The organism is Clostridium sp. CM042 (assembly GCF_055080995.1).
The window spans coordinates 2,315,989-2,329,027 of the sequence record NZ_CM143646.1 but is presented as its reverse complement, the minus strand read 5'-3'; the positions used below and the strand labels follow the sequence as shown (position 1 = coordinate 2,329,027).

General features: G+C 29.1%; 12 protein-coding genes. 7 read left to right on the top strand and 5 right to left on the bottom strand.

From position 1 onward, the window contains the following. Positions 1 to 842: 842 nt before the first annotated feature. Positions 843 to 1,622, bottom strand: a complete 780-nt coding sequence (rluF, locus tag ACWJJ7_RS11000) for a 23S rRNA pseudouridine(2604) synthase RluF (protein ID WP_462962177.1) — start codon at positions 1,620 to 1,622, stop codon at positions 843 to 845. Between the two features lie 129 nt (positions 1,623 to 1,751). Continuing rightward, positions 1,752 to 2,324 (bottom strand): anti-sigma-I factor RsgI family protein, encoded by a 573-nt coding sequence (locus ACWJJ7_RS10995; protein WP_462962176.1) that lies wholly within the window; start codon positions 2,322 to 2,324, stop codon positions 1,752 to 1,754. Between the two features lie 188 nt (positions 2,325 to 2,512). On the opposite strand from ACWJJ7_RS10995, the gene ACWJJ7_RS10990 reads away from it, so the two are divergent. After that, complete coding sequence (locus tag ACWJJ7_RS10990; protein ID WP_462962175.1) at positions 2,513 to 2,767, top strand: hypothetical protein; 255 nt, start codon at positions 2,513 to 2,515, stop codon at positions 2,765 to 2,767. Between the two features lie 105 nt (positions 2,768 to 2,872). Beyond that, a complete protein-coding gene (locus ACWJJ7_RS10985; RefSeq protein WP_462962174.1) occupies positions 2,873 to 3,601 on the top strand; it encodes a sensor histidine kinase in 729 nt (242 codons plus the stop codon). A gap of 59 nt (positions 3,602 to 3,660) precedes the next feature. On the opposite strand, the gene cls is transcribed toward ACWJJ7_RS10985, so the two are convergent. Beyond that, positions 3,661 to 5,115, bottom strand: coding sequence for a cardiolipin synthase (gene cls, locus ACWJJ7_RS10980; protein WP_462962173.1), 1,455 nt, complete (start codon positions 5,113 to 5,115; stop codon positions 3,661 to 3,663). Between the two features lie 316 nt (positions 5,116 to 5,431). Here cls and ACWJJ7_RS10975 point away from each other — a divergent pair, with 316 nt between their 5' ends. Next, positions 5,432 to 6,964 carry a YiiX/YebB-like N1pC/P60 family cysteine hydrolase gene (locus ACWJJ7_RS10975; protein ID WP_462962172.1) on the top strand — a complete coding sequence of 511 codons (1,533 nt, stop codon included), beginning with the start codon at positions 5,432 to 5,434 and terminating at the stop codon, positions 6,962 to 6,964. 114 nt (positions 6,965 to 7,078) lie between these two features. Continuing rightward, entirely contained in the window at positions 7,079 to 7,816 is a 738-nt protein-coding gene (truA, locus tag ACWJJ7_RS10970) for a tRNA pseudouridine(38-40) synthase TruA (protein WP_462962171.1), read from the top strand. A 143-nt stretch (positions 7,817 to 7,959) separates the two neighbouring features. On the opposite strand, the gene ACWJJ7_RS10965 is transcribed toward truA, so the two are convergent. Beyond that, positions 7,960 to 8,145: a hypothetical protein gene (locus tag ACWJJ7_RS10965; RefSeq protein ID WP_462962170.1), complete on the bottom strand. Its 186-nt coding sequence runs from the start codon at positions 8,143 to 8,145 to the stop codon at positions 7,960 to 7,962. A gap of 112 nt (positions 8,146 to 8,257) precedes the next feature. After that, positions 8,258 to 9,118, bottom strand: a complete 861-nt coding sequence (locus ACWJJ7_RS10960) for a putative ABC transporter permease (RefSeq protein ID WP_462962169.1) — start codon at positions 9,116 to 9,118, stop codon at positions 8,258 to 8,260. 177 nt (positions 9,119 to 9,295) lie between these two features. Between ACWJJ7_RS10960 and ACWJJ7_RS10955 the strand changes: the two genes are divergently transcribed. From ACWJJ7_RS10955 to metG, 3 genes are all read left to right on the top strand, one after another. Continuing rightward, positions 9,296 to 9,871, top strand: a complete 576-nt coding sequence (locus ACWJJ7_RS10955; protein ID WP_462962168.1) for a nucleoside recognition domain-containing protein — start codon at positions 9,296 to 9,298, stop codon at positions 9,869 to 9,871. Between the two features lie 38 nt (positions 9,872 to 9,909). Further along, the gene (locus ACWJJ7_RS10950; RefSeq protein WP_462964982.1) at positions 9,910 to 10,440 is read left to right on the top strand and encodes a spore maturation protein; all 531 of its coding nucleotides are present in this window, start codon (positions 9,910 to 9,912) and stop codon (positions 10,438 to 10,440) included. Positions 10,441 to 11,011: 571 nt separating this feature from the next. Further along, positions 11,012 to 12,952: a methionine--tRNA ligase gene (gene metG, locus ACWJJ7_RS10945; protein WP_462962167.1), complete on the top strand. Its 1,941-nt coding sequence runs from the start codon at positions 11,012 to 11,014 to the stop codon at positions 12,950 to 12,952. Positions 12,953 to 13,039 lie beyond the last annotated feature (87 nt).

Below are 13,039 nucleotides of genomic sequence, written 5' to 3'. Positions count from 1 at the left end.
TGAGAAAATAGCCGATAAGTTATCAACATGTTATCCACAAAACTGTGGATAGTGTGCATAACTTAATAATAAAATTTTGAAATATTTTATTCGAAATACAAGTATTTACAAAAATTATTCTTGAAATGTCTATAATTAACACTAGCAAGTATTCAGTAACATCAACTCCACATATTATCCACAAAAAAGCTGTGGATAATATGTATAATCCTTAAATAGTTTATAAAAATTTACAAAAATATACATAGTTTTAGTGCATTTGTGGATTAGTAAATCTTAATGTGTACAATCTGTGAGTCTAAATAAAAAACAGTAAAATATTTCAAATCATTAACAAAGTTATAAAAATAATAGAGTGGAATATAACGCCATATTTATAGAAAAACGAAATATAGTTACTTAGAAAGAATTTTAAAAGATTAAGAAAATTTTATCAAGTATTTTACTGATAGCTATAACGAATTGTTTAGTAGCTTGAGTAAGCAACAAAATGCAATTGAAAATGTATTAGCTACAAGGGAGTAAAAAATTAAAAAGATGGAGACTGTAGGGAGGACCATAGAAGAAATTATGTTTGAATCAGTACGAAAAATTGTGGATTCTTTTCATAGAAAGAGACTAAAATATTATTTGAAGTTGAGGTGAATAAAGGAATAATTACTAATGATTTTAAAGAGATGTTTACAAAAAAAAGCAGAAGTTAAATAAGATAGTTATTATTAACTAAGATTAACAAGTTATCCACAATTTCTGTGTGAATAATGTTGATAACTTTTATATAAGACAAAAAGCACACGAATTTGTGTGCTTTTTAACTAAATTTAAGCATAGAAACTGATGGTTTAAGCATTTTCAGTTTTAATTGAATCAGAAATTAACTTATTAATACCGGCTAGTTCTTTTTGCGTTAGATATCTCCATTTCCCAAGGGGCAAGTTATCTATAGAAACATTCATAATTCTAAGCCTTTCGAGTTTCACAACAGCATAGCCTAGATTCTCACACATTCTTCGTATTTGACGGTTAAGGCCTTCTGTTAAAATTATCTTAAAGACATATTTGCTTTCTTTTTTTACAAAACATTTTTTAGTTATAGTATTTAATATAGGAATACCATTTGCCATACTCTTTATGAAATTAGGGGATATAGGTTTATCTACAGTAACAATATACTCTTTTTCGTGGTTATTGCCTGAACGTAAAATTTTATTCACAATGTCTCCATCGTTAGTTAGAAATATAAGACCTTGAGAAGGTTTATCAAGACGACCAATGGGGAAAATTCTTTTTTTAAAATTTATAAAATCTATGATATTTCCATTAACTTTATGTTCTGTAGTGCACGTTATTCCAACAGGTTTATTGAAAGCTAAGTAGATCAATTCCACCTTATGTTTTAATGGTTTGCCATTTATTTCAATGTAATCAGCTGCAGATACTTGAGTGCCCATTTCAGGGATTTTGCCATTTAAGGTGACATTGCCTTTACCAATCAGTTTATCCGCTTCACGTCTAGAGCAAAAACCTGTTTCGCTTATAAATTTATTTAATCTAATTTTTAAAGCACTATTTTCATAGGGCTGAATAATGTTCTTCTCTTTTTCATTAGGTATGATTTTCATTTTGCACCGTCCTTTGTAATTATAAAATAAGATTAAGGTGAACAACTCATATTATATGGTTAAATAATCTCCTGCGGAGCTTTAAATCATTATACAATTAGTTCTAAGGGTATATTAAGCGGGATACCATTAGTCAATTACAGCTTGACCATTATTATTTAGTGATACCTTGAAATTATGTGTACCAGCATATCTATTAAACTCAGTTAAGTTAATTGGAGTTCTATTTTTATTTTCAGAAACAAATATAGAAATTTTAAAACCATCATCTGCATGTGCTTTAGTTAGATATTTTTGTTTAAGAGATTCATCTAAAATTAAATGCAAGGCTTCATCCAAGGATTTATTTTCTAAATCTACATGTCGTTTTATGTTATAGCCTTTAGAGTTAATGCCTTCTACGTTTGTGATTTTATTTGAACCGTTTACCTCCATTTTTAGAGAACAATTCATGTCGACTATAACAGAAAAATTATATCTATTATCCAAATATAATTTTCTTATTGAGAATAAAAGTAATAGGATGCAAGCGATTGCCAATAAGTACTTCCAAACAGAAATGCTTCGAAATTCTTTACCTACATATAGTTCGCCTATTTTAGGATTAGCCGTATGCTTTTCAAGAGTTACAAATTCATTATTTTTCGTTATGATATAGACCTTATTTTTTTCAATATTAATTATTTTACCGGATTTTTGCATAGTGGCACCCCTTTTATATGATAATATACCTTGACATAAGGTGGAATAATTATTAATGCTACTATTAATATATTTAAATCTACAACAGATATCCATGATATTTTCGATAAAACACTAAAAAATTTATATGAATTTTAGATTATGACACTGCTGTATGTATATTTAAAAATGATAATGGATTAGAACTTATGGCCTGTCATGGTTATGGCGAGGAGATAAACCTAAGTAACTATTTACAGGAGAATAAATGTATTGAACTAATTGAAAAAATTATAGAGGCTGATAAGCCATATTATATTCAGGATTTAAGGAAATTAGAATATACAAAGGATAGCACTAAGTTCCAATTATTATTATATCACATGAGAAGCTTATTAATAATTCCAATAATTCATAAAGATAAGAAATATGGATTAGTGATAATGCTAAATCATAAAAGGTAAGCATACAATAAAATTAAGAGGGCTAATGCTTTTTCGTTTGTTAGTCAAGTAGCCATAGCTATAGAAAATGCTACGCTTTTTCAAAAATTAAAAGATATAGATAAGATGAAAACGGATTTTTTGTCTACAGTTTCCCATGAGCTTCGAACGCCATTAACTTCAATTATTGGTTTTGCAGAAATGGTGAAGCGAAAATTTGAAGGGTCTATAGTTTGCAAGCTAGATCTTGAATGTGAAAAAAATCAAAGTGCCGTAGTTAAAATAAGGAGAAATATAAATATAATTTTATCAGAAGGTGAAAGATTATCATGTCTCATAAATGATTTACTAGATATATCAAGGATGGAAGCAGGAAAAATTAACCTTAATATGGCAGAAGTTGATATAAAAGAAATTATAACTCAAGTAATAACATTAACTAATCCAATTATTAGAAATAAATCGCTTCAAGTTATAAAAAACATAAGAGAACCTCTTACGAGAATTATGGCGGATAAAGATAAATTAATGCAGGGAATGATTAATCTTATTTCTAATGCTATAAAATTTACAGAAGAAGGATGTATAGTATGTACAGCTAGAAGAGTACACGTAAATATAATAGTAAGCATTAGTGATACAGGGGTAGGTATTAGGGATGAAGATAAAAAATATATATTTGAAAAATTTAGCCAAGTTGGAGATGCTCTTACAAATAAACCTATAGGTACTGGACTTGGATTATCTATATGTAAGTATATTATTGAAGAGTATGGTGGGGAGCTATGGGTAGAAAGTGAAATAGATAAGGGAACCGATTTTTCATTTAATATACCTATTTCAGGGGCAAAATAAATTAGGCATATTATAATAAAAAATATCACAAACATTAAAAAAGTTTGTGATATTTTTTATTATAATATAGGAGAAAGTAATCTTGAAATAGATTCCTTAAATTTAACAATAAAACTTCTATTAGTATATTTTTCAAGAGTTAGTTCATCACAAAATTTTAAATCATCCATAAAAAAACGTTCTAAGTCGGAAGTTATTTCTTTATCATATATAAAAGCATTAATTTCGAAGTTCAAAGTGAAGCTTCTAATATCTAAATTAGCGGTACCTACGGAGCTTATAGACTTATCAATAGAAAGAAATTTACTATGAAGAAAACCCTTAGTGTAGGTATAACATTTTACTCCTGATTCTAGTAGCTCTCCCATATAAGATGTAGAAGCCCAATACACAAAAGGATGATCTGGTTTACTCGGTATCATTATACGAACATCGACTCCGGATAAAGATGCTATTTTTAAAGCTTCTAATATACTGTCATCTGGAATAAAATAAGGAGTTTCTATAAAAATATTGGTTTCAGCTTTGCTAATCATTTTTAAATAGCCATTTCTAATAGACATCCAAGTGGAATCAGGACCGCTTGAAACTATTTGAAGACCTGTATTTCCAAGGTGGGATCTGTGAGGGAAATACTTGTTATCAAAAATTGAATTTTCATTGGCGGCAAATCTCCAATCCATTAGGAAGTGCAATTCCAATGCATCTATTGCATCGCCCTGTATGAATAAATGGGTATCTCTCCAAAAACCAAATTTTTTAGAAAGTCCTAAATATTCATCACCAATATTAAAACCACCTATAAAGCCATATTGTCCATCGATAGTACATATTTTACGATGATTTCTAAAATTTACTCTTAGATTTATATAAGGAACAAAGGGTGGGAAGAAACAAACAACTTTCCCACCAGCCTCAATTAGTGGAGCGAAAAAGCACTTAGGCACTTTAAGGCATCCCATGCCATCATAGAGTAATTTTACCTCCACCCCTTCTTTAGCTTTTTGGGATAGAATTGCAAGAATAGTTTTTCCTAAATTATCATTTTGAAATATATAATACTCCATATGAATATATATTTTTGCATTTTTAAGGGTTTCTTTAAGTTGATCAAATTTTGATTTACCATCAGTAAATATGGTTACATTGTTATTATTAGTGTAAAAGGAGTTATCACTGCAAAGATTAAGTGTCATAATGTCAGAATACTTACTTAAAAAAGGATTGGTTTTAATTAAATATTCATTATTTAAGAAATCTTTTTGTTTATCAATAATCGAGGTAAGATTCTCTTTTTCTTCTTTTCTTAGAGAAAATATTTTTTTTCTTTTCAAATTTTGACCAAGAAATAGGTATAGGATAAACCCTATGCTAGGTAAAAATAGTAATACCATAAGCCAAGTCCAGGTGTTTGCAGGATTTTTGCGTTCAAGAAATACAACTGCTAAGGCGAAGAGGATATTGATAATAAATAATAAATTTAAAAAATGTAATAATAGTTCACTTGTAAACATATGTGCCTCCAAAAATTCGTTTTATCTTATAATGATAGTATACATATAAAAGCGTATAAAAAAACATTAAAAATATGCAAAAATAGAATATCTATTTTTTTTATTAAAAAATTTCAATTTTATAATTTATATTATTAAAGGAATAGTAAGTTTTATGGTATAATAAAATTAAATTGCTGAAATCAATTTATGTGAAGAAGTATGTTTTGAATTGAATTTATGATTATATTAATAATATGTATTGTTTTTTATTTGTGCATGAAGGTTTATACTAGAATGCTACTTTAAAAATGAAAATGGAATCGGGGATAAAGATATGGGGTTAGTTCATAGAACAGTTAATGAGGAAATAAACAAATCCTTAGAGCTTATAAAAGAATTAGATCTTGTGATGAATGAGATTCAAAGTAGCGAAAATCTGTTTGGTTCTAATATTCAAAATATGTCTTTAACTAACAAACAAAGTATATTAGATAAGTGGGTTAGTTATGTAGGATGTTATAATGAATTAGATGGAATTAGGGAAAAGTATAAAAATGAACTTATATTAAAATATACAGAAGATTCACATACTAAATATAAAAATTTATTATTAATTTATGCTTCTACCATAGCGATACGTAAAAATGCTGTATTGCTAGCTAATATTATAGAAAAAAATAAGTATTTGGAGTCAATGCTAAATGAGGCTAGGCCCGAATACAATATTAATAAAAAACAATATTATTATATTACACAAGAAATTACAGAAATTTATTATATGATATCTTTGTTTAGGAATAAGCATTACTTTGATTTTATGGTAAATCACTATGAAGTTTATGGATATGAAAGAGATGAAAGCGAAAAAGAATTATTAGATTACGCAAGTTATAATTATTTGAATGTTATAAAACTTGTTAAAAATCATAGAAATATCGTTAAAAATAATATGATTAAATTTTTTGGAAAAAATATTTTTGATTTTTGGTTCCCATTTCAAAAATGGGTTGCTATAAGTATTACTGGAGTTGATTACTCTAATAGAAAAGAGAAATATATTAGTAATGAAGATATTAATATTATAAAAGAAGAATTGTTACCAGGGGATATACTTTTAAAGAGAAACAATTACCAACTAACCAACATGGGATTACCAGGATTTTGGACTCATACTGGGATCTATATAGGTTGTTTAGAAAAATTGGACAAGTATTTTAACGACATCCCATTAGGGGATTGTTTGTGTGTTTCAGAGTATGTAAAAGTAATTTATCCTAAAGTGTATGATTGTTTATGCAATGAAGAGAATGGAGAATATATTATAGAAGTTATTGCCCCTGGTGTGGTAATAAATTCTCTAGACGCTATTGCAAAAGTCGACTATTTTTCCGCATTACGTCCTAAATTACCTAAAGAAGATAAATTAAAAGCCTTGTTTACAGCGTTTGAATCTTTAGGAAAGGCATATGATTATAATTTTGACATTATGACAGATAATGCTTTGTTTTGTAGTGAATTAATTTATAAGTCGTATTTATGTTCAAGGAATAAGAAAGGGATTACATTTAACTTAGAAGCAAAAGCTGGCAGGTTATTACTTTCACCTAATAATATTGTTAAAAAATTTGATGAAGAATTTGATAGTAAAAATGCAGAATTTGATTTTGTAATATTTTATGATGGTAGTGAAAGAGAAAGAAAAGCTATAAGGAAAAATGAAAATGATTTAAAAATAACTTGGAAGCTATCTAAGTGGAGCATGTTAAGGCGAAGGGTTATTTTAAAAACAGAAATAAGGTATCCTATAGTAAAATTAAATTCGGCATTGTCAAAATTAAAAATTATTTTATATGGTGTGTTTTATTAATTGCGATATATGTATATAATATAAGCATTGTATTAAAAATATAGTTAAGTATTAAAAAATATAGTTAAAATATTAGATTAAATTCTAAAATAGAAAGTAGGATAAATAATAAATATGAGAAATATAAAAATTGTAATAGAATATGATGGTACTAGGTATAAAGGATGGCAAAGACTTGGAGATAGCGATAATACGATTCAGCACAAAGTAGAAGCCGTTTTAAGTAAGATGGCAGAAGAAAACATTGAAATTATTGGGTCTGGAAGAACAGATGCAGGAGTACATGCAACAAACCAAGTAGCAAATTTTAGAACAGAATGTACAATGCCTGATCATAAAATGCGTAGTTATTGCTATGAATATTTACCAGAAGACATTGTAGTGAAGACAGTCGAAGAAGTGGACCTCAATTTTCATGCTAGATATAATGCTAAAGTTAAAAAATATGTATATAATATTTGTAATAACAAAGCACATAATGTATTTACTAGAAAATATGATTATCATGTGCCACAACCTCTAAATATTGAAAACATGAGAAAAGCATCAGAAATTTTAATAGGAGAACATGATTTTCAAAGTTTTACAACACTTAAAACAAAGAAAAAGTCTACTATAAGAAATATTTATACAATAAATATTGTAAATGATGATGGAAATATAGAAATTAGTATTCAAGGAAATGGATTTATGAAAAATATGGTAAGATTAATAGTTGGAACACTTGTTGAAGTGGGTTTGGGTGAAAAATCTGTAAATGAAATTAGTGATATTTTAGATAAAAAAGAAAGAAAATATGCTGGACATATTGCACCAGCTAAAGGCTTGTTTTTAGAAGAAGTTAACTATTAAAAACTAATAAAATTGTTAATATTACAGCACCAAAAGTGATCATTTAAAAGAGGCACATAAGTATTAACTTATGTGCCTCTTTTAAGTTTTATTTTTAGTTAAATCATTATTTGAATGTGCCTTATATAGTTACAGATGGCAAACTACAGTATTCCTTCATTTTTTAATATATCTTCAATTTCATCAACTTTTTTAGAGAGAATATAAAAACTCTCTTTTAATACATTTTTCGGAAGAGGAGTTTCTTTTATAGTTTTTTCTAACACGTCTATAGTGTCGAGTGCATCATCAATGCCCTTTTGTGCTAGTTTTAGATTATCTTCTTTCATTTTTTAATCTCCTTTAACTTATGTTATTTTGTTAAATATACTTAAACCCTAGCATTAGTAATTACTAATTTCAAGTTAAGAACGAATTTTATTTTATGTAAAATCGAAAAAATTAACTTTTCTTATTCTTAAGAATTTTATTTTTAACATCTTTCAAAATAGAATCGAAACCTTTGAATTTTACGTCAGGAAAGGCTTTTATAAGTCTTGAATAATCGGGGGATTTTTTGAAAACCAAAGAATCATATTTTACTTTCAATTCTTTTATAATAGTCTCAACGTCAGATTTTTTCTTACTCATCTTAATTTCGGCACTTTCTATTAACTGGTCCAATTTAATTTTTAATTCAGACATATCCTTAGTATTCCCTAAGTTTAAATTAAAATCTGGAAGTTTATCAATTAACTCTGAATATACTGTATTTAATTGGGTTAACAGGGACCTTAATTTAAATATTGTATTCGCCGTAATTATAAAATCAATGAATAAACATAGGAATAGAATATAAAAAAGTATTATGCCTGGGGTAGGTGGTATTAAATTTACTATATAAATAATATAGGGATGAATTACCTTCAAAATAAATATGGAAACAAAGCCCCATATTATAGAAAAGGATAAGCAAATTCTACCTTTAAGATTGTATGGTTCATCGCTGTAATCCCACCAAGTACTATTAAATGCAGTTTCTAAAATATAACCTGTCATATACTCTAGAGCAGAGGTTAAGAATACTGAACCTAAAAAAAGAAAAATATAATTAGTTTCAATAGGTTTTAGCAAAACAATTATTGCCAAAGTACCAAAGCCATAAATAGGACAAAAGGGACCATGGAGGAAGCCGCGGTTAATGAATTCTTTTTTCTTAACTGTAGCATATACTGTTTCAAGACACCATCCCATAAAGGAATAGATAATAAAATAATAAAATAGCGCAAATACGCTAGAATTTAACAAAGTCATATTGATCATAGATTAACTCCCTTTTTTATGCTTAGTGTATATTGAACAAGAAAATAATAACACAAAAAGTGTTTTTTTTATAGTGCGTGGGATGAATAAATATTATTATATGCAATTTTATAGAAATAACTACATATATATTAATTAAACAATGATAATTTAATTTAAAGTTTAGGAGGAAAATATATGATAAATATCATTTGGTTCTTAATTTTATCGTTAGGAGCAATTATTGGTATTGCTACAGGAAAAGGAGAGATTTTATCAAAGGTTATTGTTTCATCAACAACTAGTGCTGTGGAATTAGTAATGGAACTCGTTGGAATGATGTGTCTTTGGTGTGGGATAATGAAAATTGCTGAAAAAAGTGGATTAACTGATAAATTGGCAAGGCTGCTTAGGCCAATATTAAAAATTATATTTAAAGAAGCTGGAGAAAACCAGAAGGCGATGTCTAGTATTACCATGAATTTAACAGCCAATATGATGGGGCTTTCTAATGCAGCCACGCCCTTTGGCATAAAAGCTATGGAAGAGATGCAGAAAATTAATAATGAAAAAGATATAGCTAGTAATGACATGGCTTTATTTTTAGTTTTAAATGCTGCATGCATTCAGCTTCTACCTACAACGGTGATATCTATTAGAGCTGCTTATAATTCTCAAAATCCAGCAATTATTATAATACCCGCAATAATTGCAACGGGTACTGCTGCAGTCTTAGGTGTAGTTTATTGTAAAATTCTACAAAGGTATTTTTAATATTTAAATTTAAACGGGGTAGGTGAAATAGGGTGATTATAGGTAATTTAGTATCGTATATTTTAAAGGGAATAATTCCAATTATCATTACTCTCGTGGTAATATATGGAGTTATTAAGAAGGTGAAGGTATATGAGTGTTTTGTTGAGGGAGCAAAGGATGGAATAACTATTTGCCTGAAAATTTTTCCGTATCTTTTGGCTATGATTATAGCTGTTAATGTATTTAGGGCTTCCGGGGCTTTAGATTTTTTTATTTATTTAGTAAAACCAGTTGTTGTGTTTATTGGACTCCCACCTGAAGTTGTTCCTTTAGTTTTAATAAAACCACTTTCAGGAAGTGGAGCTTTAGGAGTATTTACTGATATTATAAAACAATACGGAGCAGATAGTTACATAGGACGCGTGGCATCCATAATAATGGGCTCAACAGAAACCATTTTTTATACCTTGACAGTATATTTTGGAGCTGTAAATATAAAAAAAATTAGGCACACACTAGTGGCAGCTATATTAGCAGATATTACAGCAATTATAATGGCGGTTAACATGGCTAAGTTCTTTTTCTAGTACTAGTTTGAAGTAATAAAAGGGGTAGGGATGTTAGGGAAAATTGAGTCATAGGTTATAAAATAAGATTATTTAAGTATAATTTTAGAAATTTAGGTCAAAAATATTGACATAGTGATTTATTTGCAATATGATTGTTATTAAACAAATGCAATGATGAGAAGAGTAATAAGCCTAATTGTTAAAAGAGAGCTGAGAATGGTGAAAATCAGTAGCAAAGCAGTTTATGAATATGGCCTTTAAGCATATTATCTGAGTAAAAAATTTAAAAGCTTATTTTGAAAATAGACTTTTAAATTTAATTGTTAGGATAATACGGGAGCAACCGTTATATTGACTGGTGATGATGGTCACCCATGGAGGTCTTTATAGTGATGTAAAGATAAATTAGAGTGGTAAAACGTTAAATACGTCTCTAAACAGAATTTTTTTCTGTTTAGAGATTTTTTTATTTTCCGGGAAATTATAATCTTTGGAGATTATTATAATCTAGTTAATATACTTGTATTATCTGTATGTGATTAAAAACTGAAAACTATAAATAATTTAATATGAGAGGTAGGAGAAAATTATGACAAAAAAAACTTTTTACATTACTACACCAATTTATTATCCATCAGCAAAACTGCACATCGGTAATACCTATACAACTGTTGCGGCGGATGCAATTGCTAGATTTAAGAGACTTACAGGCTATGATGTAATGTTCTTAACAGGAACAGATGAGCATGGTCAAAAGATTCAAAGAATAGCCGCGGAAAAAGGGGTTACTCCAAAACAGTATGTAGATAAAGTAGTAGCGGGCATACAAGAATTGTGGGAGCTTATGGATATAAGCTATGATAAGTTTATAAGGACTACAGATGAGTATCATAAAAAGTCCGTTCAAAAATTATTTAAGCAGCTATATGATCAAGGTGACATATATAAAAGTGCATATGAAGGATGGTACTGTACTCCCTGTGAATCTTTCTGGACAGAAACTCAGGCAGTAGATGGGAAATGCCCTGATTGTGGGAGACCAGTCGAGAAAGCAAAGGAGGAAGCGTATTTTTTCAAAATGTCAAAATATGCTGACAGACTTATAGAATATATAGAGACCCATCCAGGATTTATTCAACCAGAATCAAGAAAAAATGAAATGTTAAATAACTTCTTAAGACCAGGTCTTCAAGATTTATGTGTTTCAAGAACAACCTTTGACTGGGGAATACCGGTAGAATTTGATCCAGGCCACGTTATATATGTATGGGTAGATGCTTTATCAAACTATATAACGGCCCTTGGATATAATGGCGAAGATACATCTCTTTATGAGAAATTCTGGCCAGCGGATGTACACTTAATAGGTAAAGATATATTAAGATTCCATACAATTTATTGGCCAATAATGCTCATGGCATTAGATCTACCGCTTCCAAAACAAGTGTTTGGTCATGGATGGCTTCTTGTTGACGGTGGTGTAAGAATGGCCAAATCCAGAGGAAATGTAGTCGACCCAATAACACTAGTTAATCACTTTGGAGTGGATGCAGTAAGATATTATTTACTTCATGAAATACCATTTGGTTCTGATGGAATATTTACTAGCGAAATATTCATAAGGAAAACAAATTCAGACTTAGCTAATGATTTAGGAAACTTATTATCAAGAACAGTAACAATGGTAGAAAAATATTTTGACGGCGTTATTCCAGCGCCTATTGATATAGCCGATGTTGATAATGAATTAATAGAACTAGCACTTGCAGTTCCAGATAAGGTAGAAAAAGCTATTGAAGATCTTAAAATTTCTGAAGCATTGGATCATGTTTGGACACTTATTAGAAGAACGAACAAATATATAGATGAAACAACCCCATGGATACTTGGAAAAGATGAAACAAAAAAAGGAAGATTGGGTACGGTATTGTACAATTTAGTAGAATCATTAAGAATAACATCAGTATTAATATCAGCATTTTTACCAACTACAAGTAAGAAAATAAATAATCAAATAAATGCAGAAATAACTACTTGGGACAGCTTAGCATCCTTCGATGGAACAAGTGCGGGAACAAAAGTTAATAAAAGCGATATAATGTTCCCAAGAATAGATGTAGAAGCTAAAATAGAAGAGCTTAACAAACTTGTAGAAGAGCAAAGAAAAGTAGCGCAAAAGCCTACTATGGAGCCAATAAAAGAACAAATAACTATAGAAGATTTTGACAAAATAGATATGAGAGTGGTTAAAGTCTTAGAATGCGAACCAATGAAAAAAGCTAAAAAGCTTCTTAAGTTAAAAGTAGATTTAGGTGGAGAAGTAAGACAAGTAATTTCAGGAATAGCTCAGCACTATAAGCCAGAAGACCTAATTGGGAAGTATGTAGTGTTAGTAGCTAATTTAAAGCCTGTTACTTTAAGGGGTGAATTATCACAGGGGATGATAATTGCAGCAGCGTCGCAAGATGATAGCAAGCTATTTGCAATATCGGTGCCGGGTGAATTACCTACTGGAAGTACAGTAAGTTAATTTGATTTTAGAAAGCATGAAGTGCTAGTAAGTTAGACTTCATGCTTTTGCATTTGAATGTGCCTTATTAGAGTAACATCAACCTAT